The 22,040-nt window shown below is 73.3% G+C and carries 23 protein-coding genes and 1 pseudogene; 18 read left to right on the top strand and 6 right to left on the bottom strand.

Going from position 1 to position 22,040, the window contains the following annotated elements; genetic code table 11:
- Positions 1-17 precede the first annotated feature (17 nt).
- Positions 18-812, bottom strand: coding sequence for a TetR/AcrR family transcriptional regulator (locus ACZ3UD_RS18635; RefSeq protein WP_465588291.1), 795 nt, complete (start codon positions 810-812; stop codon positions 18-20).
- 105 nt (positions 813-917) lie between these two features.
- Between ACZ3UD_RS18635 and ACZ3UD_RS18640 the strand changes: the two genes are divergently transcribed.
- The 6 genes from ACZ3UD_RS18640 (at position 918) to ACZ3UD_RS18665 (ending at position 6,140) form a co-directional block, all read left to right on the top strand.
- Complete coding sequence (locus ACZ3UD_RS18640) at positions 918-1,898, top strand: ATP-binding cassette domain-containing protein (RefSeq protein ID WP_465588294.1); 981 nt, start codon at positions 918-920, stop codon at positions 1,896-1,898.
- Between the two features lie 71 nt (positions 1,899-1,969).
- Positions 1,970-2,719 (top strand): ABC transporter permease, encoded by a 750-nt coding sequence (locus ACZ3UD_RS18645; protein ID WP_465588297.1) that lies wholly within the window; start codon positions 1,970-1,972, stop codon positions 2,717-2,719.
- A 59-nt stretch (positions 2,720-2,778) separates the two neighbouring features.
- The gene (locus ACZ3UD_RS18650; RefSeq protein ID WP_465588300.1) at positions 2,779-3,765 is read left to right on the top strand and encodes an aldo/keto reductase; all 987 of its coding nucleotides are present in this window, start codon (positions 2,779-2,781) and stop codon (positions 3,763-3,765) included.
- 107 nt (positions 3,766-3,872) lie between these two features.
- Positions 3,873-4,478 carry a TetR/AcrR family transcriptional regulator gene (locus ACZ3UD_RS18655; protein WP_465588303.1) on the top strand — a complete coding sequence of 202 codons (606 nt, stop codon included), beginning with the start codon at positions 3,873-3,875 and terminating at the stop codon, positions 4,476-4,478.
- A gap of 124 nt (positions 4,479-4,602) precedes the next feature.
- Positions 4,603-5,181 (top strand): DUF4188 domain-containing protein, encoded by a 579-nt coding sequence (locus ACZ3UD_RS18660; protein WP_465588722.1) that lies wholly within the window; start codon positions 4,603-4,605, stop codon positions 5,179-5,181.
- Between the two features lie 272 nt (positions 5,182-5,453).
- Positions 5,454-6,140: a C39 family peptidase gene (locus ACZ3UD_RS18665; RefSeq protein WP_465588306.1), complete on the top strand. Its 687-nt coding sequence runs from the start codon at positions 5,454-5,456 to the stop codon at positions 6,138-6,140.
- On the opposite strand, the gene ACZ3UD_RS18670 is transcribed toward ACZ3UD_RS18665, so the two are convergent.
- Entirely contained in the window at positions 6,110-6,961 is an 852-nt protein-coding gene (locus ACZ3UD_RS18670) for an SCO6745 family protein (RefSeq protein ID WP_465588309.1), read from the bottom strand. The two genes, ACZ3UD_RS18665 and ACZ3UD_RS18670, sit on opposite strands and share 31 nt — an antisense overlap.
- 291 nt (positions 6,962-7,252) lie before the next feature.
- Between ACZ3UD_RS18670 and rpe the strand changes: the two genes are divergently transcribed.
- Positions 7,253-7,936: a ribulose-phosphate 3-epimerase gene (rpe, locus tag ACZ3UD_RS18675; protein ID WP_465588311.1), complete on the top strand. Its 684-nt coding sequence runs from the start codon at positions 7,253-7,255 to the stop codon at positions 7,934-7,936.
- A 101-nt stretch (positions 7,937-8,037) separates the two neighbouring features.
- Positions 8,038-8,834, top strand: a pseudogene (locus tag ACZ3UD_RS18680) (IS5 family transposase); the annotation flags it as partial.
- A 67-nt stretch (positions 8,835-8,901) separates the two neighbouring features.
- Here ACZ3UD_RS18680 and ACZ3UD_RS18685 read toward each other — a convergent pair.
- Positions 8,902-9,549 carry a formylglycine-generating enzyme family protein gene (locus tag ACZ3UD_RS18685; protein ID WP_465588725.1) on the bottom strand — a complete coding sequence of 216 codons (648 nt, stop codon included), beginning with the start codon at positions 9,547-9,549 and terminating at the stop codon, positions 8,902-8,904.
- 411 nt (positions 9,550-9,960) lie between these two features.
- Between ACZ3UD_RS18685 and ACZ3UD_RS18690 the strand changes: the two genes are divergently transcribed.
- From ACZ3UD_RS18690 to ACZ3UD_RS18720, 7 genes are all read left to right on the top strand, one after another.
- Positions 9,961-10,905, top strand: coding sequence for an ACP S-malonyltransferase (locus tag ACZ3UD_RS18690; protein WP_465588314.1), 945 nt, complete (start codon positions 9,961-9,963; stop codon positions 10,903-10,905).
- Positions 10,906-11,004: 99 nt separating this feature from the next.
- A complete protein-coding gene (locus ACZ3UD_RS18695; protein ID WP_465588317.1) occupies positions 11,005-12,252 on the top strand; it encodes a beta-ketoacyl-[acyl-carrier-protein] synthase family protein in 1,248 nt (415 codons plus the stop codon).
- Positions 12,253-12,280: 28 nt separating this feature from the next.
- Positions 12,281-13,510, top strand: coding sequence for a beta-ketoacyl-[acyl-carrier-protein] synthase family protein (locus ACZ3UD_RS18700; protein WP_465588319.1), 1,230 nt, complete (start codon positions 12,281-12,283; stop codon positions 13,508-13,510).
- Between the two features lie 67 nt (positions 13,511-13,577).
- The gene (locus ACZ3UD_RS18705) at positions 13,578-13,814 is read left to right on the top strand and encodes a phosphopantetheine-binding protein (protein ID WP_350743348.1); all 237 of its coding nucleotides are present in this window, start codon (positions 13,578-13,580) and stop codon (positions 13,812-13,814) included.
- Positions 13,815-13,879: 65 nt separating this feature from the next.
- A complete protein-coding gene (locus tag ACZ3UD_RS18710; RefSeq protein WP_387628582.1) occupies positions 13,880-14,737 on the top strand; it encodes a cyclase family protein in 858 nt (285 codons plus the stop codon).
- A gap of 3 nt (positions 14,738-14,740) precedes the next feature.
- Complete coding sequence (locus tag ACZ3UD_RS18715; protein WP_465588324.1) at positions 14,741-15,502, top strand: 4'-phosphopantetheinyl transferase family protein; 762 nt, start codon at positions 14,741-14,743, stop codon at positions 15,500-15,502.
- A complete protein-coding gene (locus ACZ3UD_RS18720; RefSeq protein ID WP_465588327.1) occupies positions 15,495-15,935 on the top strand; it encodes a MarR family winged helix-turn-helix transcriptional regulator in 441 nt (146 codons plus the stop codon). Before ACZ3UD_RS18715 ends, ACZ3UD_RS18720 begins: the two co-directional genes overlap by 8 nt.
- 69 nt (positions 15,936-16,004) lie before the next feature.
- On the opposite strand, the gene ACZ3UD_RS18725 is transcribed toward ACZ3UD_RS18720, so the two are convergent.
- On the bottom strand, positions 16,005-17,063 hold the full coding sequence (locus tag ACZ3UD_RS18725) for a serine/threonine-protein kinase (RefSeq protein ID WP_465588330.1): 1,059 nt from the start codon (positions 17,061-17,063) through the stop codon (positions 16,005-16,007).
- A 242-nt stretch (positions 17,064-17,305) separates the two neighbouring features.
- Here ACZ3UD_RS18725 and ACZ3UD_RS18730 point away from each other — a divergent pair, with 242 nt between their 5' ends.
- From ACZ3UD_RS18730 to ACZ3UD_RS18740, 3 genes are all read left to right on the top strand, one after another.
- Entirely contained in the window at positions 17,306-18,355 is a 1,050-nt protein-coding gene (locus ACZ3UD_RS18730) for an alpha/beta fold hydrolase (RefSeq protein WP_393035215.1), read from the top strand.
- 113 nt (positions 18,356-18,468) lie between these two features.
- Complete coding sequence (locus ACZ3UD_RS18735; RefSeq protein ID WP_465588334.1) at positions 18,469-18,996, top strand: MarR family winged helix-turn-helix transcriptional regulator; 528 nt, start codon at positions 18,469-18,471, stop codon at positions 18,994-18,996.
- A gap of 3 nt (positions 18,997-18,999) precedes the next feature.
- Positions 19,000-19,923: a DNA-3-methyladenine glycosylase family protein gene (locus ACZ3UD_RS18740; RefSeq protein ID WP_465588337.1), complete on the top strand. Its 924-nt coding sequence runs from the start codon at positions 19,000-19,002 to the stop codon at positions 19,921-19,923.
- An 84-nt stretch (positions 19,924-20,007) separates the two neighbouring features.
- On the opposite strand, the gene ACZ3UD_RS18745 is transcribed toward ACZ3UD_RS18740, so the two are convergent.
- Together ACZ3UD_RS18745 and ACZ3UD_RS18750 are read right to left on the bottom strand one after the other, a co-directional pair.
- Positions 20,008-21,480, bottom strand: coding sequence for an MFS transporter (locus ACZ3UD_RS18745; RefSeq protein WP_465588340.1), 1,473 nt, complete (start codon positions 21,478-21,480; stop codon positions 20,008-20,010).
- A gap of 37 nt (positions 21,481-21,517) precedes the next feature.
- Positions 21,518-21,934, bottom strand: a complete 417-nt coding sequence (locus tag ACZ3UD_RS18750; RefSeq protein WP_380613141.1) for an SRPBCC family protein — start codon at positions 21,932-21,934, stop codon at positions 21,518-21,520.
- Positions 21,935-22,040 lie beyond the last annotated feature (106 nt).

The raw sequence follows: 22,040 nt of genomic DNA on the forward strand, positions 1-22,040 counted from the left end.
GTCTTGTCGGACCGGCCCTATCCCGCCGCGGGCGCCAGGATGGCGTGGATGACTCGGTCCAGGGTGCGGTCGAAGGCCTGGTCCGGGTCGGCCGGCGGGCCCGCGGTGGCGAACGCCTGGGCGAGGTGCGGGTATGCGCCGCTCATCGCCGCCCGGGTGAGGTAACCGACCATCTCGGTCTGCCACTTGGCGCCCGCGGCGGCCGTCTGCTCGTACTGGGCGAACTGGCAGATGAACCCGTTGAACAGCGCCATCGCCTCCATCCGCGCACCGCCCGCCAGGCCGGTGGGGGCGGTGACGGCCAGGAAGTGGTCGGTGTAGCGCAGGGCGTTGGGGCCGATGCTCGGGCGGGCCAGCACCAGGGCGGGCAGCCAGGGGTGGCGGCGGAAGATGGCGAGCTGCTCGTGCGCCAGGCGGGCCAGGTCGGCCCGGACGTCGCCGCTCGGCTCGGGCGGCAGCCGGTACTCGCCGGTGACGGCGTCGAGCATCAGGTCGAGCAGGTGCTCCTTCTTCGGCACGTAGTTGTAGAGCGACATGGTGCCCGCGCCGAGCGTGGCCGCGACCCGCCGCATCGAGACGGCGTCCAGGCCCTCGGCGTCGGCGATCCCGATGGCGGCCGCGGCGATCGACTCGCGGCTGTGGGCCGGGCGGGGGCCGCGGCCGGTGCGCTCGGGGCGCAGCCAGATCAGTTCGGGGGCCTCGGGGGGTACGGGCTTGCCCGGCTGCTCCGGCTGCTCCGGCTGCTCGGGACTGCCGGGATTCTGGGGGCTCTTGGGGCTGTCGGAGCCGGTGGGGGTCTTGCTGGACGGCACTGGAAGATCACCTCGCACCCCCATCTTAGATACGTACGGCGTACGTAGTACGATCGCGTCTGCGTGCTCGTCTACGTACGCTGTACCTAGAGAAGGGGCAGAGCCATGTCCGACACCACCCGGCCCGCCATCGAGATGGCGGGCGTGGAGAAACGCTTCGGCTCCACCGAGGCCCTGCGCGGCCTCGACCTCACCGTCCCGGCCGGCACCGTCTGCGGCCTCCTCGGGCCCAACGGCGCCGGCAAGACCACCGCCGTGCGCGTTCTCGCCACCCTGGTCGCCCCCGACCGGGGCGCCGTCCGGGTCGCCGGGCACGACGCCGTCCGCTCCGCCGAGGAGGTCCGCCGGGCCATCGGCCTCGCCGGGCAGCACGCCGCGCTGGACGAGGGCATCACCGGCCGGGACAACCTCCGCCTCTTCGGCCGGCTGCACCGCCTCGGGGCGCGGCGGGCCAGGGCGCGCGCCGACGAACTGCTGGCCCGCTTCGGCCTCGCCGAGGCCGGCGACCGGCTGGTCCGCACCTACTCCGGCGGCATGCGCCGGCGCCTGGACCTGATCGCCAGCCTGGTCACCAGCCCGCCGGTGCTCTTCCTGGACGAGCCCACCACCGGGCTCGACCCGCGCAGCCGGCAGGGGATCTGGGACACGGTCAAGGAGTTGGCCGACGGCGGCACCACCGTGCTGCTCACCACCCAGTACCTGGAGGAGGCCGATCGGCTGGCCGACGACATCGTGGTCGTCGACCACGGCGCCGCGATCGCCACCGGCCCGCCGGCCCGGCTCAAGGCGGCGATCGGCAGCCAGGTCTCCGTCACTCTGGCCGACCCGGGCCAACTCGGCGCCGCCGCCGTGGTGTTGTCGAGCCTGTCCGGGGGTGATGCCCAGGTGGACGTGGCCGAGCGGGCGGTCGCGGTGCTGGCCAGGCCCGGGGTGAAAGTCCTGCTGCCTTACCTGGTAAGGGAGTTGGACGCCGCCGGCGTCGTCGCCGAGGACGTCGCGGTGCGGGCGCCCTCGCTCGACGACGTGTTCCTCGCGCTCACCGGGACGGCCCGGGAGTCCGCTGCGATGCTGGGGGAGGCCGCCTGATGTCCGCTGTCGCGCACACCGCTTCGCGTCCGTCCGTCGGGGCTCGGCTGGTCTCCGACACCGGGACATCGATGCTCCGTATTCTGCTCAACTATCGCCACTCGCCGGGCCTGTTGGCCGCCTCGCTGGGCGTGCCGGTGGTCATGGTGGTGGTCTTCGGGTACGTCTTCGGCAGCGCCATGCAGGTGCCGGGTGGCGGGGACTACCGGGAGTTCCTGATGCCCGGGCTGTTCGCCATGGTCGCCACCAACGGCATCATGCCCACCATGGTCGGCGCCGCCCGTGACGTCGGGCGCGGGGTCACCGACCGGCTGCGCTCGATGCCGGTCTCCCGCACCGGCCTGCTGCTCGGGCAGACCCTCGCCGACCTGCTGGTCAGCGTGGTCGTGCTGGCGCTGCTCGCGCTGGTCGGGCTGGCCGCCGGGTGGCGCGCCCGGCACGGCACGGCCGACGCGCTGGGGGCGTTCGCGCTGCTGCTGCTCTTCCGGTTCGTGATGACCTGGGTCGGCATGCTGCTCGGCCTGGCCGTCGGCAAGGAGGAGGCGGCCGGCCAACTCTCCGTCGTCGTCTTCCCGTTGGCGATGATCACCAACGCCTACGTGCCCACCGGCGGGATGCCCGGCTGGCTGCGGGTGGTCGCCGACTGGAACCCGATCAGCTCCGTCGTCCAGGCCTGCCGCGAACTCTTCGGCAACCCGTCCGCGCCCGGCGGCGCCTGGCCGATGCAGCACGCGGTGCTCGCCTCGCTGCTCTGGAGCGCCGTGCTGCTCGCGGTCTGCGGGCCGCTGGCCGTACGCAAGTTCGCCACGCACGGACGGTGACCCGCCGGGCCCTGAAATGTGCTGGACACTCGTGCCGGTGTGGTCTTGGGTGGGGCGCCATGGAGTACACCCACCTCGGCCGCACCGGCCTGACCGTCTCCCGACTCTGCCTCGGCACCATGAACTTCGGCCCCCACACCGAGGAAGCCGAGGCCCACCGCCTCATGGACACTGCCCACGAGCGCGGCATCAACTTCTTCGACACCGCCAACGCCTACGGCCGCGACAGCGAGGGCAACCTCAAGGGCCGCACCGAGGAGATCATCGGCCGCTGGTTCGCCCGGGGCGGCGGGCGCCGCGAGCGCACCGTCCTCGCCACCAAGGCCTACGCCGAGATGAGCGACTGGCCCAACGAGGGCCGGCTCTCCGCGCTCGCCATCCGCAAGGCCGTCGAGGCCAGCCTGCGCAGGCTGCAGACCGACCACATCGACCTCTACCAGATGCACCACATCGACCGGGACACGCCCTGGGAGGAGATCTGGCAGGCGATGGAGGTCCTGGTCGCCCAGGGCAAGATCATCTACGTCGGCTCCAGCAACTTCGCCGGCTGGCACATCGCCCAGGCCCAGGAGGCCGCCCGCTCCCGCCACTTCCTCGGCCTGGTCAGCGAGCAGTCGCTCTACAACCTGCTCGACCGCACCGTCGAACTCGAGGTCATCCCCGCCCTCCAGCACTACGGCCTCGGACTGATCCCCTGGTCCCCGCTGCGCAGCGGCCTGCTCGGCGGCGTCCTCCGCAAGGAGCGCGAGGGCACCCGCGGCCGCAGCGCCCTGGGCCTCGCCGGCGAACTCCTCGCCGAGCACCGCGAGCGGATCCAGGCCTACGAGGACTTCGCCGCCGAACTCGGCACCGACCCCGCCGACCTCGCCCTCGCCTGGCTGCTCTCCCGCCCGGCCGTCACCGCCCCCATCATCGGCCCCCGCACCCCGGCCCACCTCGACGCCGCCCTCGGGGCCCTCGACCTGAAGCTCGACCAGAAGACCCTCGACCACCTCGACGACCTCTTCCCCGGGCACCAGCCCGCCCCGGAGGACTACGCCTGGTAGGCCCGGGCCCTCGGCGCCGACCTCCGGGGCCTGGCCCGGAGGTCGGACCCCGGTGAACAGCCGTTCGCCCGTCCGTCGACGGCCCGGATTGTGGTAGCAAGGCAGCCATGAGGGAGCGGGAGGCGTACCACCACGGGGCGTTGCCGGAGGCGCTGGTGACGGCGGCGTTCGAGGTGTTGGACGAGCAGGGCCAGGAGAAGGTGAGCGTGCGGGAGGTGGCGCGCCGGGCGGGGGTGTCGGCGGGGGCGCCGTTCCGGCACTTCGCCGATCGGCAGGCACTGCTGACCGCGCTTGCGGACCGGGTGCTGGCGGACTTCGAGCGCTGGCAGGAGGCGCAGGTGGCGGCCGCGGAGGCGGCCGGCGGGTCGGGGATGCGGGCGCTCGGGCTGGGGTTCGTCCGGTACGCGCTGCGTCATCCGCGGCGGTTCGAGCTGGTGCGCTCGCGGGTGTTCGCGGCCTCGCCGGATCCGGCGCTGCGGGAGCGGCTGGACGGGATGGACCGGGCGTTCACCGGACTGATCGTGGCGGACCAGCAGGCGGGACGGCTGGGGCCCGGTGATCCGGACTTGGTGCTGCTGTCCGGGCAGGCGCTGGTGTACGGGCTGGCGCAGATGATCGTGGACGGTTACCTGCCGGCCGAGAAGGCGGAGGAGCTGGCTGTGCAGGTGCTGGACACCTTCCGCCAGGGGATCGCCAACAGGCCCGAGCAGTAACGCAATTGTGGCCGTGGTGAGCCTTGACCGGCCTTCCGGGCCTTGATGTAATCACCGATTACATGGGGTGCGGGTCCGGGTGCGGGAGGTCGGGATGTCCAGGGGAGCCACGTTCGTCCGTTCGATGTTCGCCAAACCGCTGCCCGGCTACACCACCGCCGGCGCCACCGGCGACACCGTGGTGCTGCTGATCGGCATGCGGATCAACCGCTTCTGGGCCGTGCACCACTGGGGCCCGGTGATGTTCGCGATGCTCCGGATGCTGCGCGAGCTGCGCCGCAGCCCCGAGCGCGGGCTGCGCGGCCGGATCCTGCTCACCGCCTCGCCGCGCACCTACTACGTCGTCCAGTACTGGGAGTCGAAGGAGAAGCTGTACGGCTACGCGAGCGCGCCGGACGGCTTCCACCACACCGTGTGGGGCATCGCCAACCGCAGGGTGCGCGAGGGCAGGACCCGTCAGCACGTCGGGCTCTGGCACGAGACGTACATCGCCCCCGAGGGCGGCTACGAGTCGATCTACTTCGACATGCCACCGTTCGGCCTGGCCGGCGCCACCGGCGCGCTGCCGGTGGAGGACCGCGGCCGGCACGCCGCGCAGCGCCTGGCCTACCGGTCCGGCGAGACCGGCGGGGCGGGGGAGTCGAGCGGCGCGGGGAAGCGGGTCGGCGAGGCGGCCGTCGGGGACGCGGTGGCGGGCGCGTAGGTGTGGCCACCGCCGGCCGGCGAGCTGTCGGGCGAGTCCGGCCCCATGGAGATCGCCAGGTAGATCCACGGCCCGATCACCACCAGCGCGCCCGTCGCCACCAAGGCCAGTACTCCCAGCGCGACCTTCTTCACCGCTGCCTCCCCGTTCCCCGTTCGTGGCGTGATCACGTTAGGCGGACCGGTCGGCCGGGCGCCTGAGTACGGGTACTCAACGGCTGCTCAAGGAGTGTCGTGAGTCGTCCGACCAGCCGGGCGTGAGAGCGTCGGGGGATGGTCGATCAGGGCGGCGCCGCGCGGCCGGCGCGGGTGGTGCACGAGGTGCCGTACCGGGCGCAGTGGGAGTCCGCGGAGCTGGTGCGGGAGATCCTGGACGGGCGGCTGGACGCGGCGCGGGACCCGCGGTGGGGGAAGTCGGGGGCGGCCAGCCCGGAGGAGTACGCCTGGTGGTCCTGGCGGCTGTGCGGGGTGGCCTGTCTGCGGATGGCGCTGGAGCACTGGTGGGGGGTGACCCCGACGGCGATGGCGCTGGCCGCCGAGTGCGTGGCGGCGGGCGCGTACGTGAAGGACGGCGAGAGCCTGCGCGGGCTGGTCCACGCGCCGTTCGCCGACTACGTCCGGCGGCGCTGGGGACTGGCCGCGCACGCACGGGAGTTGACGCCCGGGGAGGTGGCGGCCGAGGTGGCCGACGGGCGGCTGGTGGTGCTCTCGGTGCACCCGACGATCCGGGAGCCGCACGGGCCGGAGCCGGTCCGGCGCGGCGGCCACCTGGTGCTGGCGGTGGGCGCCACGGACACCGCGCTGCTGATCCACAACCCCTCCGGCTTCCCGGAGGAGTCGCAGGCCTTCGCACGGGTGCCGTGGCGCTCGTTCGGGCAGTTCTACGCCGGGCGGGGGATCGTGCTCGGTCCGCCCGGTGCGGGGGAGCGTCAGGTGTTGTCCGGCAGCCCGACCGGGTAGAACGGCAGGCTGCTCCGACAGAGCGCCGAGATCGGCTTCAACGCGGCTGCCAGCTCGTCCAGTTCGGCGCGGGGGTAGTCCTCCCAGACCCGGGCGGCGGCCAGGTCGGTGGCCGCCTCCAGGGCCTGGTGGCGGATCCGGCCGAGCTCGGTCACCGTGCCGGCCGCGGTCAGCCAGCCGCGCTCGACCAGGCGCTCGGCGGCCGCCTCCCACTCGGCGTCCGTCCAGCCGCGCACCGGCTGGAGCTGCTCGCGCCGCATGTCCATCGCGCAGCGGATCACCAGCGCCTCGCAGCCGTCCAGCCCGGAGGCCACCAGCGAGGCCACATGGCCGTCGCCGCGGTGCTCGCGCATCACGGTGGCGGCCTGCCAGAGCCGCTCGTACAGCCCGGTCGGCCGGGGAAGCGCCGCGTTGGCGGCGGCCAGCACCCGGCCGGCGCAGTCCAGCCGGGCCGCGGCCTGCTCCAGCGGCTCGACCGCCCGCTCGACCTGCGCCCGGTCCACGTGCTCCAGCAGCCGGGCCAGCGCCGCCCCCGAGCCCTTCAGCCGGGCGGCCAGCGTCTCCTCCGGGCCTGCCAGCGACCACACCGCGGGCAGCGCCCGCTCCACCATCGCCGGCGCGAAGCTGAAGAACGCGGCGATCACCGGCGGTGCGTCCACCGCGCCCAGCGGGGCCGAGCGGCCGGCGAAGTAGCCGCGCCAGAAGCCGCGCAACCCGGCCGCCTCGAAGGTGTCGTGACTCTCGGGCTGGAAGTAGGTGACGGCGTGCACCGGCTCGAAGAGCCACCAGAGCGCGCGGGCGGGGTGGACGAGATCGGCCATCGGGAGCCTTCCTCGGACAGAGCTCCGGGCGGGCGCGGGGAGCTCGACTGGTCGGGACGGTCCGGCGGACGCCCGGGCGGCGCGGTGCCGGTGCCGTACGGGCGGACGCACGGGCCGCTCACGTGCTGATGACCACGGTGGCGGGCCCGGTAACCCCGCACGGCGTGTGATGACGGTCACGCGGGGGCCGCGGGGTGCGGTCGCCGGCAGTGCGGCGCGAGATGATGGGACGAGGTGCCCGTGGACCGGGCGCCCCGCCCGCGCAAGCCCCTCGCACGAAGGTAGTCGGCCATGCCCCAGATCAGCCCCAGCATCCTTTCTGCCGACTTCGCCCGGCTCGCCGACGAGGCCGAGGCCGTCCGGGGCTCCGACTGGCTGCACGTGGACGTCATGGACAACCACTTCGTGCCCAACCTGACCCTGGGCGTGCCGGTGGTCGAGTCGCTGGCCCGGGCCACCGACATCCCGCTCGACTGCCACCTGATGATCGAGGACCCGGACCGCTGGGCCCCGCAGTTCGTCGAGGCCGGAGCCGGCTCGATCACCTTCCACATCGAGGCCGCCGCCGCGCCCGTGCGGCTGGCCCGCGAGATCCGCGCCAAGGGCGCCCGCGCGTCCATGGCGCTCAAGCCGGGCACCCCGATCGAGCCGTACGAGGACCTGCTGCCCGAGCTCGACATGCTGCTGATCATGACGGTCGAGCCCGGCTTCGGCGGCCAGGCGTTCCTGGACATCATGCTGCCGAAGATCCGCCGGACCCGGGAGCTGATCGCCAAGCACGACCTGGAGCTGTGGCTGCAGGTCGACGGCGGCGTCTCGGCCGCCACCATCGAGCGCTGCGCCGAGGCCGGCGCCGACGTGTTCGTGGCCGGTTCGGCGGTGTACGGGGCCGAGGACCCGGCCGAGGCCGTCCGCAACCTGCGCGAGCTGGCCGCCAAGGCGAGCGCGGACGCCTGGTGGGCCTGCGAGCACTGAGAGTGCGGTACGCGACCTTATGTCTGGCTTGTCATCACTCGATGGGGTGGCGTTGGGGCATCGTTGCCGGTCAAGCGTTCGTGATTCGCTTGGGTGGCGGGATGAGTGATCGCAAGCCGTACTCGAGTGACGTCTCCGACGAGCAGTGGGCCCTGGTGGAGCCCGTGATCACAGCGTGGAAGGCCGGGCATCCCTCGGTCAGTGGCCACCAGGGCAAGTACGCGATGCGGGAGATCGTGAACGCGGTCCTGTACCAGAACCGCAGCGGCTGCCAGTGGGACCAGCTGCCCCACGACCGGCCGCCCGCCGGTGCGGTGAAGTACTACTTCTACAAGTGGCGCGACGACGGCACCGATCGGACCATTCATGATCTGCTGCGATGGCAACTGCGGGAGAAGAAGCGGCGATTAGCCGACCCGGCCTGGTCATCCTGGACACGTAGAGTATCCATGCCGCTGTCGGCGTGCCGGCCACGACGACGGGCCGAGATGCCGCGAAGAAGGTGCCGGGCCGCAAGAGATGCCTGGCCGTGGACACATTGGGCCTGGTCGTCGCGGTCGTCGTGCTGGCGGCCTCCGCGCACGACAACGCTGCGGGCAAAGCCCTGCTGGACTGCGTGGCCGCACAGACGGACACGGTGCGCAAGGCCCTGGTCGACCAGGGGTTCAAGAAGAGCGTCGTCGACCACGGCACGCAGCATGGCATCGATGTCGAGATCGTTGAGCGCAATCCGGCCGACACGGGCTTCGTTCCGCAGGTCAAGCGGTGGGTCGTGGAGCAGACGAACGGGATCCTGATGTTCTGCCGGCGCCTGGTCCGCGACTACGAACACCGACCTGCCACCCCGTGTTCACGCGTCTTCTGGGCGATGACCTCCGTCATGGCCCGCCGCCTGACGCCGCGCCGTCGCGCCCCCGCCCCCCGCCCGCTCCGACCGGAGCGCGGGGGGCGGGGGCGCGTCCGTGTCAGCGCGGGCCGGCCGGTCCTTCCGCCGGGTCGGGTGCCGCGGCCCGGGGGGTGCGGGCGAGCCGGAACCCCAGGTCGTCGATGCGGAAGGTCGGGTGGCTCTTGCGGCGGCACGACGCGCGGCAGGAGCGCGGCAGGTCGTAGGCGCCACCGCCGCGGAAGACCCGGTACGGCCCGTAGACGCGCGGGTCGTAGTGGTCCCAGCACCACTCCCACACGTTGCCGATCATGTCGTGGAACCCCCAGGCGTTCGGCGCCCGGCCACCGACGTCGTGCACCCGCTCACCGGAGTTGCCGCGGTGCCAGGCGATGTCGTCCAGTTCCCCGTACCGGACGGCGGAGCCGCCGGCCCGGCAGGCGTACTCCCACTCCGCCTCGGAGGGGAGGCGGAAGCCGTCGGCCGTGCGGTCCCAGACCACGTCGAACGCGTCGGGCCCGTCGTCCAGCACATAGCAGGGGCGCAGCCCGAGCGCCTCCGAGTACAGGTTGCAGAACCGGACGGCGTCCTTCCAGGACACCTCGGTCACCGGCCGTCGCTGCCCGGCCGCCGGCTCCGGCTCCCCGCCCACCACGGCCGCGTACAGCTCCCGCGTCACGGGGTGCGCGGCCAGCTCGAACGCCGCCACGCCACTCCTCCAGTCCGTCATCGTGCCCTCGTCCCGCAGCACGATCTCCCCGGCCGGAACCCCGATCACGGGCAGCTCGGGGAGCGTCCGCACCGCGCTCCCACCATCTGTCACGGCATCCGTCCACGAACCGTCCGGATCCTGCAATGTCATGGGGTGATCGTATCGCCCTACGTCGCAACGGCCCTGACCATCCATCACCAGTGCGGGTGCAGAGGTGATCCACCCCCCGCGGTGCCGGCGCCACCCCCGGGAAGGCCCGGTCCGGACGGGGTCCGGACCGGGCCTCCGTGTGCGGGTCGCGGCGCGGGTCGCGGGGCGGGGAAAGGGTGGCGATGGGAACTGATGGTCGGATGAGCTGATTGACAGTCTGCAAAACCATCAGTCATGCTGACATTCAAGAATGGTGATGCACAGAGAGGGGGGCAGCTCATGGGGCACCGGTACGCGTTCCTCTTCCCCGGGCAGGGCAGCCAGCACGTGGGCATGGGGGCCGACCTGTACGAGCGGTCGCCCTTCTTCGGACAAGTGCTGCGCCGGGCCGGGGCGATGGTGGGGCAGGACATCGAGGAGGCGGTGCTGGTCGGTCCGGCCGACCGGCTGACCGAGACGGTGCCAACCCAGTTGTCGGTGCTGGCGCTGTCCTGCGCGCTGACGGCCGAGTTGGACCTGCTCGGGCTGGCCCCGGCCGCGGTGGCCGGGCACAGCCTGGGGGAGTACTCGGCGCTGGTGGCGGGCGGCTGGCTCGATCTGGACGACGCGTTGGTGGTGGTCGCCAACCGGGCGGCCGAGATGGCGGATTGCTGTGTGGCGACGCCGGGGGCGATGGCCGCCGTGCTGGGGATGGACCCGGTGGCGGTACGGGCGGCCGCCGCCGAGGTGTCCGGCACGGTGGTGGTCGCCAATGCCAACAGCCCGCGCCAGTCGGTGGTTTCCGGGGAGAGCGAGGCCGTCCGGCTGCTGTCCGGGGCGCTGCTGGAGCGGGGTGCCAAGGCGGTGATCCCGTTGGAGGTGCACGGTGCCTTCCACTCGCCGCTGATGGCGCAGGCGGAGGACCGGCTGGCCCCGCTGATCGCCGACCTGCCGCTGCGCGCCGGCCACACCCCGCTGATCAGCAGCATGACCGGCCAGTTGGTCACCGACCTCGCTTCCTACCGCCGCCTGCTGGCCCGTCAGATCGCCGCCCCCGTGGAGTGGGTCGGCGTGATGGAGACGTTGCGCGCGGAGGCCGTGGACACCTGCATCGAGGTCGGCCCCGGCACCGTACTGCGCGGCCTGCTGCGGCAGTTCGACCGCAAAGCGGTCTCCGCGTCCTGCGCCGGCTGGGGCGACGCGATGGCCCTCACCGTGGGCGACGAGCACCTGCTGGTCGCCTAGGCCCGCCCCACCCGGCCCGACCGGCAGCAAGAGCCCGACCGGCCGCAACAGCACCGAGCACCGATCACTTCACCGACCGAGAGGGACAAGGAGAGCGCGATGCGTCGAGTCGCGATCACGGGCCTGGGGGTCCTGGCCCCCAATGGCATCGGAAAGAAGAACTTCGCCGAAGGCCTCTGGGAGGGCCGCAACGGCGTCTCCCGCATCGGCTCCTTCGATGCCGCGGGATTCAACTCGCAGATCGCCGGCCAGTTGCCACCGGTGGTCCTGCCCGGCAGCCCGGCCGAGGAGCCGGACGGCGACGACCGGGTGGTCCGGATCGCCCTGGCCGCCGCGTACGAGGCGATGGCCGACGCCGGACTGGACGGACCGGGCGACGTCGACCCGTTCCGCACCGGTGTGGTGATCGCCAATGCGATCGGCGGCACCAAGTTCATGACCGAGCACTTCCCGGACCTGACGGCGGGCGGCACCGGCCCGATCGACGTGGCCGCCGCGCACCGCCGGCTGCACCTGTCCGCGACCTTCAACACCCCGACCGCCGCGGTCGCCGACGCCTTCGGCCTGTACGGCCCGGCGGTCACCCTGACCACCGGCTGCACCGGCGGCAACGACGCGGTCGGCTTCGCCTTCGACGCCATCCGGCGCGGCGACGCCGACGTGATGGTGGCCGGCGCCGCCGAGGCCCCGATCACCCCGTTCGTGGTCGCCTGCTTCGACGTGATCGGCGCACTGTCGGTGCGCAACGACGACCCGGAGCACGCCTCCCGTCCGTTCGACCGGTTCCGGGACGGCTTCGTGCTGGCCGAGGGCGCGGGCATCGCGGTGCTGGAGGAGTGGGAGCACGCCCGCGAGCGCGGCGCCGTGATCCTCGGCGAGGTGCTCGGCTTCGGCAGCAGTGCCAACGCCTTCCACATGACCGACCTGGCCGAGCACGGCACCGACCTCGCGCGCTCCTTCCAACTCGCCCTGGACGACGCGAAGTTGCCCGCCGAGCGGATCGGCTACGTGAACGCCCACGGCTCCTCGACGCCGCAGAACGACGTCTGCGAGACCAACGCCGTCAAGCTGGTGCTCGGCGAGCAGGCGTACCGGACGCCGGTCAGCTCGATCAAGTCGATGGTCGGCCACGCGCTGGCCGCCGCCAACGCCCTGGAGTTCGTGGCCTGCGTGCTCGCGCTGAACGAGCACCGGCTGCCGCCCACCGTCAACCACGTCGAGCCGGGGGAGCACTGCGACCTCGACTACATCCCGAACACCGCCCGCGAGGCGACCGTGGACGCCATCGCCAGCCTCTCCAGCGGCTTCGGCGGCATCCACTCGACGGTCGTCCTCGGCCGCGCCTGAGCCACCCGACGGAAAGAGAGGACACGAGATGCGCAAGGTCGTCATCACCGGGGTGGGGCTGGCTCTCCCGGGCGCCCGCACCACCGAGCAGTTCTGGGAACTGGTCGGCGCGGCCCGCCCGGCGGTCGCCGAGATCGACCGCTTCCCGACCGAGCGGTACACCGCGCACCGCGCGGGCATCGCCGAAGACGAGGCGGTCGCCTCGATCCCGCTGCGGCTGCGCAAGCGGATGGACCGCTTCTGCCAACTGGCCCTGGTCGCCGCGCAGGACGCGCTGGCCGCCGCCGGCCTGGACCCGGCCGAGGCCCCCGAGGGGGTCGGCGTCTACCTGGGCAACATGTACGGCGGCTGGGAGATCACCGAGGAGAGCATGCGCCGGCTCTGCCGGGTCGGCTACACCGGCGTCAGCCCGTACATCGCCTCGGCCTGGTTCCCCACCGCGCCGCAGGGCCAGATCAGCATCAAGTGGGGGATCAAGGGCTTCTCCAAGACCGTCGCGGCGGACACCGCCAGCGCCGCCGTGGCGATCGGCTACGCGGTGCGGGCGATCGCCGAGGGCCGCGCGGAGGCGATGCTGGCCGGCGGCGCCGAGGCGCCGGTCACGCCGTACACCTACACCTTCTGCGAGACCAGCGGGCGGCTCACCCCGGGCGACTACCGGCCGTTCGGCGCCGGGGCGGACGGCTACCTGGTGGGCGAGGGCGCGGTGGTCTTCACCCTGGAGTCCGAGGAGAGCGCCAGGGCGCGCGGCGCCGAGGTCCTCGCCGAGGTCGCCGGGTTCGCCGCCGGGCACGCCGGCTCGGACCAGGTCTTCGGCCGCACCGGCACCGACGTGCTGACCCACGTGGCGCAGACCGCGCTGAAGGAGGCCGAGGTCGCCCCGCAGGACCTCGACCTGATCGCCCTGGACGCGCAGGGCACCGTCTACGCCGACGCAGGCGAGGTCCGGGCGGTGGCGGACCTGCTCGGGGCGGGCGCGGTCGACCAGGTGCCGTGCACCACCGTCAAGCCGGTCACCGGCCACCTGCTCGGCGCGGCTCCGGCCGTGGACCTGCTGGCCGCGCTGCTGGCGATCCGCAACGGAGCGGTGCCGCCGGTGGCCGGGATCACCGCGGGGGAGCGGGAGGCGACCGAGCTGGACCTGATCGTCGACGCCCCCCGGGTGCGGCCGGTGCGCACCGCGCTGGTCAACGCGCGCGGCGCGGACGGCACCGTGGCGGCCCTGGTGCTGCGCGGGCCCGACGCCGAAACGAACTGACGGACAGACGAGAAGAACTGATCAGTCGTCAGAGAACCGAACACAACCAGTCGAGGGAGAACCCGAGATGAGCACCCAGACCCTGTCCACCTTCGACCGGCTCAAGGCTGTGCTGGTCGAACTCGGCATCGAGGCCGAGGAGATCGTTCCGGAGGCGCAGCTGCGCGCCGACCTGGACATCGACTCCGCCGAACTGGTCGAGACCGTCGCCTCGCTGGTGGGCGGCCAGGCCCCCGACGGCAAGGCGCTGAAGAACGTCCGTACGGTCGCCCAGCTGGTCGAGTTCCTGGACGGCCGGATCTGAACCGCGGCTCGCCCGCCCGTGCGGTGGGCGAGGACCGCCGGCAGGCGAGGAGAGGAGGAGGCGTGATGACAGAGCACGAGGGCCCACCGCCCGCGGTGCCCGGGCTCCGGCTGATCGACCTGAGCGTCATCGTCCAGGACACCCCGAGCGAGGCGACTCCGGTCGAGGTCGAGGTCCTCGACCACGAGACCGGCGCCGTCGTGCTCGGACTCGGTCCGGACGCGTTCCCGGACGGCATGGCGGTCTCCAGCGAGACCGTCACGCTGACCACCCACACCGGGACGCACATGGACGCGCCCCTGCACTACGGGCCGGAGTCCGGCGGCGCGCCCGCGAAGAGCATCGACCAGGTCCCCCTGGAGTGGTGCTACGGGCCGGGCGTGCGTCTGGACGTCCGCCATGTGCCGGTCGGCAGCGCGATCACGGTGGACCAGCTGATCGCCGCACTGGACGAGGCCGAGCACGAACTGGCCCCGGGCGACATCGTGTTGCTCTGGACCGGCGCCTCGAAGCACTGGGGCACCGCGGAGTACCTCACCGAGTACGCCGGCCTCTCCGGGAAGGGCACCGCCTTCCTGGTAGAGCGCGGGGTCAAGGTGATCGGCATCGACGCCTGGGGGCTCGACCGCCCGATGGCCGCGATGGTCGAGGAGTACCACCGCACCGGCGACCGCGAGGTCCTGTGGCCCGCCCACATCTACGGGCGGATCAGTGAGTACCTGCAGCTGGAGAAGCTCAACCGGCTGGAGGAACTGCCCGGGCCCACCGGCTTCATGGTGACCTGCTTCCCGGTCGCCGTGGCGGGTGCGGGCGCCGGCTGGACCAGGGTGGTCGCGATGGTCGGCCCGACCGGGCAGGCCCCCGCGGACCCCGCCGGCCCCGCCCGGCGTGCCGCGGAGCCGGACGGGCGAGAGGCGGACTGAGCCGTGGTGGTCCGCTTGGGGGTCGACGTCTCGGACGTCGCGGACTGGGCGGTACGGCTGCGGCGCACCCCGCAGGTGGCCGCGGTGGCGTTCACCGAGCGAGAGCTCGCCGCCACCGCGGCCGACCCGCGTGCGCTCGCCGAGGTGTGGGCGCTCAAGGAGGCCGTGCTCAAGGCGCTCGGGACGGGCTTCGACGGGATCGGCTGGCGCGGGATCGAGGTGGCGCCGCCCGGTGACGGGCCCCGGGTGGTCCGGATCGCGGGCGGCCGCCACCCGCCGGGCTTTCCCCGGGTGCTGCGCGGCGCGGTGCGGGAGGTCGGGGGTTCGGTGCTGGCGGCGGTGGTCGCCGCCCCGGGCCCCGGCCACCGCCCGCCGCCGCGGCTGCGCGCCGCCCTGGTGGCCGTCCCGGGCGGCCTGCCGCGCCGGGAGCGGCATCGGGCCCACTCGGCGGCCGCCCGGCTGGCCGGACGGCGGGCCTGGGAGGCGCTGTGCGCGGGCGCCGGCCGGAGGGCCGGGGGGACCCGCTGGGGCCGTACCGAGGCGGGCGCGCCGGTGCTGCGTACGGTGGACGGGCTGCGCGTCCCGGTGTCGCTGGCCCACGGCGCCGGGCTGGCGGCCGCGCTGGTGGCGCTGCCCGCTGCCCGAGAACAGTGGGACCCGCAGGAGCTGACGAGCGATTCGCGCCCGGGGTCTGGAAAACCATCTCTAGAGCTGACTATCATCGCGCATGACAATCTGCTCAAGGAGGTGACGGTCCATGCCTGAGACCGCGGACACCGCCACGGCCCGGCGGCCCGAGCCCGGCACCGGCCGGCTGCTGCGCCTGGCGGCCGACCGGTTCTCCGACCGGCTGGCCGGGGCGCTCGCGGACCGCGGCGTGCGGCCCAAGGACCACGCCGTGCTGGCCACCCTGGCGGCCCAGGGCCCCAGCGCCCAGCAGGCCCTCGGCGAACAGCTCGGGATCGACCGGACCAGCATGGTCGGGCTGATCGACCAGCTGGAGGAGCAGGGCTGGGTGGTCCGCCGGCGCAACCCGGCCGACCGGCGCGCCTACCGGATCGAACTGACCGAGCCGGGTGTCCGGCTCGCCGCCGAACTCGCCGTGCTGGAGCGGCAGGTGGACGAGGACCTGCTGGCCGGCCTGGCCGCCGCGGACCGCGGCGCGCTGGGGAGGCTGCTCGACCTGCTGGCGGTGTGACGGCACGACGAAGGCCCGGCGCGCCGACGCCGGGACACCACTGGCTTGAAGGACAGGCTCAGAACGGGCTCAGAACGGGAAGCTCGGCACCGAGACGCCCGAGGCCCGGTAGACCTCGGCCCCCGGACACGCGACCTGGACGGTCTGCCCGCCGTCCGCCGTCGGCAGGGTGACCAGCACCGGCTCGTGGCCGAACCGCCGGTGCGCCAGCTCGATCCAGTCGACGGACGGCCAGGGGCCGACGGGCAGGCGCCCGACGGCATGGCGGCGCAGCAGCGCGAGCTGCTCGGAGCCCTGGTGCCAGGCCGTCAGCGCCCGGGTGCCGCTCGGGCCGGTGGGCGGCGCGAAGCGGGTGCGCCGGGCGCGGTGCGGACCGGGCCGTGCCGACCGGCCGCCGGAGCCGGGCCCGGGCGGGCGGCCCAGCCGGGCGGCCATCGCCTTGAGGAAGGCGTCCTCCAGGGCGGCCCCGGGCGTCTCCCGCCCGCTCACCCCGAAGCTCGCCGCCTCGCCGTCGCCGCGGTGCATCACGACCATGCCGAGCGCGAAGCCGGCCGAGGTCCACAGGAACGCCTCCGCCGCCAACCCCTGCGCGGGCAGAGCCCGTCGGACCTCCTCCGGCAGCCGGTCGGCCAGCAGCACGGTGGCGTCGGCCAGCCGGGTGTGCGGGTGGCGCCACCAGCGGGCGGCGACGTCCAGCGCGAGCACCTCGGCGAGCGCCGGGCCGGGTGTGGCGGCGCCGTCCAGGACGGGTTCGCGCACGGCGGCGGGGACGGGGGCGGAGAAGAAGATCCGGGCCGGCACCAGGTAGCGCAGCCCGCTGACCGCGCCGACGCCGGAGAGCGCGGGCAGAGGTGGGGCGGCGCCGGGTTCGGCGGCGCCGGGGACGAAGTCCGCCGGGCGCAGTGCCCGGACCGGGCCGGGCCCGACGGCCGTCGGGCCGTTGGCGGCCGCCTGGAGGGCGCGCGCCGCGTGGTAGCGCTCGAGCGCGCCGCGCCGGGCGTCCGCCGCGGTGAAGCCGCAGGCGGAGACGGACATGGGGTGGCGTCCGCCGAGGTCGGTCACGGTCGCACCGTGCACGGCGCCGTGCACCACGGACGTCCAGATGGTCTCCTCGACGGTCGTCGTCATCCTCGGCCTTCCTTCCTCCCGCCTTCCGGACCTCAGTGTGCGGGGCGGCCGACGGGTGCTCCATCCCCAGAACTGTGCAGGGCGGCCGGGGCGTTCCGCCCCGACCTGCGTACTTCGCCGGAGCGGGCTTTTGGTCCTGTCGGCGTCTAGTTCGGCTCAAGCCTCCGGGCCCCGGGCTTCCTTACGCTGCGAACAGCACAGCAACGGAACGTGGCTGCTGGAGCAAGGGGGAAGAACGAGGTATGAGCAGGCCGACCGGAGCAAGAGGCGGGGAAGCACCGCTGGTCCGCCGCCGCCTGGTCGACGGCGGGCGGCACATCTCGTGGACGGCCGGCGGCGAGGGCCCGGCGCTGCTGGTGCTGCCCGGCTGGGTCTCGCACCTGTCGGTGGACTGGTCGGTCGGGCCGGTGGGCGACTTCCACCGCTCGCTGGCCGAGTCCTTCCGGGTGATCCGCTACGACCCGCCCGGGGTGGGGATGTCCGCCGAGGAGGATCCGGACTTCTCCCGGGAGCGTCAACTCGCGGATCTGGCGGCGGTGGTGGACGCGTGCGCGGAGGAGCGGGTGATCGTGCTGGCGAGCGGGCTGGCCGGTCCGCTGGCCATGCTGTTCGCCGCCCGGTACGCGGACCGGGTGAGCCGGCTGGTGCTGTTCGGCACCGCGCCGTCCTTCACCGCGGACCGCGACCACCCGGACGGGCTGGCGGACGACCTGCCCGGCGCGGTGGAGCGGCTGGTCCGGGCGGACTGGCACCTCGGCTCCCGGCTGGTGGCCGAGCTGCTGCTGCCGGGGACCAGGCCGGAGGAGGTCCGCTGGTACGCCGACTACCAGCGGATGTGCGCCCAGCCGGAGGCCGCCGCCGCGCTGTTCCTGGACTCCTGCGCGCTGAACGCGTGGTCGGAGCTGGCCGAGGTGGCCGTTCCCACGCTGCTGCTGCGCCGGGAGGACAGCTACCTGTGTCCGGCGGCGGTCGCCCGCCGGATGGTGGAGGCGCTTCCGGAGGCGGTGAGCCGGACCCTGCCTGGCGGGGCCTCGCTGCCGTACTTCACCGACCCGGAGACGGTGCTGGCCGAGCTCGCGGCGTTCGCCAACCCCGGTCGGGGGCTGTTGACCGACCGCGAGCTGGCGGTGATCGGCCGGGCCAGGGACGGGCTCTCCAACCGGGCGATCGCCCGGATCCTGGGGATCTCGGAGCACACCGCGGCCCGCCACCTGGCCAACATCAACGTCAAGTTGGGGGTGAACAGCCGGGGCATGGCGGTGGCCAGGGCGATGGAACTGGCCCTGATCTGACCCGTCCGCCGGGTCGCCGAGGATACTCGTATCCGATATAGTAAACGCGCATAGTAAATGGAGAGGGGCCCGCCTGTGTGGGGGATCCAGTACATGCAGACCACGGAGGGAAAGTGAGCACCGCCATGAACCAGTCCGCAGTGCAGAACCAGCCGGAGGCCGACTTCGAGCGGCCCGCCAAGCCGGCCGAGAGCCCGGGCTTCCTGCTCTGGCGCGTCACCCTCTCCTGGCAGCGGGCCATCGCCGCGGCCCTCAGGCCGCACGACCTGACGCACGTGCAGTTCGTGTTGCTGGCCGGCGCCGGCTGGCTCGGCGCCCAGGAGGGCCCGCCCACCCAGCGCCACCTGGCCGACCACTCCGGCACCGACCCGATGATGACCAGCCAGGTGCTGCGCACCCTGGAGAGCAAGGGCCTGGTCGAGCGGATCCCGGACCTGGTCGACACCCGTGCCAAGCGGGTGCAGGTCACCGAGACCGGGGCCGCCCTGCTGGAGAAGGCGATGTACGCGGTGGAGAAGGCCGACTCCGAGTTCTTCGCCCCCGTCCCGCGCAACGCGGCGCTCGCCGTGCTGTACGCGCTCTCCGACGAGTGGGGTCAGCCGCTCGCGCCCGGACTGCCCAGCAACCGCAAGGAGGACTGAGTCATGGCCACGGAAGCGGCGGCCCTGCACCTGACGGACATCCGGCTGCCCGCCCGGGAGCCGTTCGACTTCCGGGCCTCCCTCGGCTTCATCGGCTCCTTCCCGGCGATGGCCGGCCAGCAGGGCACCGCGCAGGCGGCGCTCACGCTGGCCGTCCGGGAGGCCGGGGCGACCCTGGGCGTGCGCCTCACGGCGGCGCCCGGGGCGTCCGGGGCGTCCGGGGCGTCCGGGTTGGACGCCCGGCTCGCCGCGGAGCAGCCGATCACCGCCGAGGCGGTGGCGGCGGTCACCGACCGGATCGACTTCTACCTCGGGCTCTCCGACGACCTGGCCGAGTTCTACCGGCTGGCCCGGCAGGACGAGCCCTTCGCCCGGGTGGTGGAGCGGCTGCACGGCTACCACCAGGTCAAGTTCCCCTCGCCGTTCGAGCTGCTCTGCTGGGCGATCCTGTGCCAGCGGGTGCCGATGCCGGTGGCCCGCCAGATGAAGCGGGCCCTGGTCGAGGCGGTCGGCAACCGGATCGACGTGGGCGGTGAGCGGCTCTGGGCCTTCCCGGACGTCGACCAGCTGGCCCGCTTCGAGGAGGCCGAGCTGGTCGCCCTGATCGGCAACCAGCGCAAGGCGAGCTACCTGCACCGCTCGGTGCGGCTCTGGGCCGAGCTGGACGAGCACTTCCTGCGCACCGGCCCGTACCAGGAGGTCCGTGAGCGGCTGCTGAAGCTGCCCGGGATCGGCGAGTGGTCGGCGTCCTTCCTGCTGATCCGCGGGCTCGGCCGGATGGAGCGGATCGTGCTCGACAAGGAGATGGGCCGGGCGGTCCAGCGGGTCTACGGCCGTCCGGTCAGCGAGGCCGAGTTCCAGCGGCTGGCCGAGCACTACGGGCCTTGGCAGGGCTACTGGGGGCACTACCTGCGCGTCGGCGGCTGAGCCGAACGCGTGGCGAACAGCAGAGCGCCCCACCGCGGTCCAGCTGCGGTGGGGCGCTCTTGACGTCGTGCCGGATCTGCTCCGTCAGATCTTGCTGGGCTTGCGCAGTCCGACCAGGGCGATCAGCGCGCCGGCCACCGCCAGGGCGGCCGCGGTGGCCATGCCCCAGCGGTCCCCGGCCAGCAGCGCGTGGGTGTCCGGGTGTCCCGAACCGGCCAGGTGATGCGCCCGGGAGGTGGCCACCGTGGAGATCACGGCCAGACCGATCGCCCCGCCGATCTGCTCGCAGGTGCTCAGCAGGCCGCCGGCGGCGCCCTGGTCCTGGTCGGCGACGCCCTCGGTGGCGGCCAGGTTGATCATCACGATCGCCACCACGCCGCTGAAGTTCACCACCACCGTGCAGGCCGACACGAACGGCTGGGTGCCGCTGGTCGGCAGGGTGGCCAGCACCCCGGTGGCGGTGGCCTGGAACAGTGCGCCGATGATCAGGACCCGGGTGGCGCCGAACTTCCGGGCCAGCGGCTCGGAGGCGGCGCCGGCCGCCAGCCCCGCCACCCCGGCGCCCGCGAAGGTCAGGCCGGCGCGCAGCGGGGAGAAGGCCATCACGTCCTGCAGGAACAGGGTGACGGTGTAGACCAGCCCGAAGAACGAGCCCATCATCAGCACATTGGCCAGGTTGGCCACCACCAGCCGGCGCAGTTTCAGCAGGCCGAGCGGCAACACCGGTTCGGCGCTGCGCACTTCGACCGCGGCGAAGGCCAGTGCGCCGACCGCGGCCAGCGCCAGCGCGCCCAGCACCCTGGTGGAGGTCCAGCCCGTCACGCTGCTCTCGGAGAGCGCGAAGACCAGGGCCACCACCGAACCGGTGATCAGGACGGCGCCGGGCAGGTCCATCCGGCGCGGCCGGCGGCCGTCCCGGCCGGGGCCGAGCAGCCGGGCGGCGAGCACGGCGAGGACGGCGCCGATCGGCACGTTCATCCAGAACACCCAGGACCAGTTCAGGTACTGAGTGATGACGCCGCCGCCGACCACGCCGGAGACGAAGCCCGCGCCGAGCACCGCGCCCCAGGCGCCCATCGCCTGCTGGCGCTCCTTCTCGCCGGTGAAGGTGGTGGTCAGGGTGGCCAGCGCGGCCGGGGTGACGGCGGCCGCGCACAGGCCCTGGACGGCCCGCAGGGCGACCAGCTGCCCGGGTGAGTCGGCGAGTCCGGCCAGCACCGAGGCGGCGGTGAAGCCGGTGAGGCCGAGTACCAGCAGACGCCGGCGCCCGTAGAGGTCGGCGAGCCGTCCGCCGACGATCAGGAAGCCGCCGAAGGAGAGGACGTACGCGGTGACCACCCAGACCAGGTCCCCGGCGCGGAAGCCGAGGTCGCCCTGGATCACGGGCAGTGAGACGTTCACGATGGAGAAGTCCAGCGACATCATGAATTCGCTGAGGCAGAGCAGGAGCAGGACTATCCCGTTGGCCGCCCGGTGGCCCGGGCCGGCCGCCGCGGCGGGCTCCGGCGCCCCGGGAGGCGCCGTCTCCGTGGAAGTCCTGGACTCGATGATGGACACGTGCGCCTCCTGGGGTGGAAGGGGTCGGCTCAGGCCGTCAGGCCGCGGCGATCTCCGCGAGCCGGGCGACGGTGGCCGGGATGTCGGCGGTGACCGCGGGGCCGACGTGCGGGGCGGCCTCGGCGGCGGCCGGGCCGGTGATCTCGACCCGGTGGGTGATCTTGGTGCGGCCGTCCTCCTGCGCCTCCAGGATGTGGATGAAGTGCAGGACCAGGCCGTTGACCACGGTCTCGTCGGTGAAGCGCTTGTTGGGCTCGGCCTCGATCAGGGTGAACGGGAAGCCGTCCTGGCCCTTGGGCTTCAGGTGGCCCTTGGTGCCCACCTCGAACGGGCCGTGCAGCTCGATCGCGTCCAGGCCCTGGTCCCAGCTCTCCCACTTGGTGGTGTCGCTGTAGAGGGCCCAGACCGCCTCAGGGGTGGTGTCGGCGATCACGCTGTGCTCGTACTCCCACATGGGGAAGTCCTTTCGTCGGTGATAAGGGATTCGCATCGATGATTCGCATCGATCCGGCAATTGGTGCCCGGCAATTCTTCACCGGCTTTTGCGGTAACCCCTCGAA

It is taken from the genome of Kitasatospora sp. NPDC023118 (assembly GCF_055560875.1).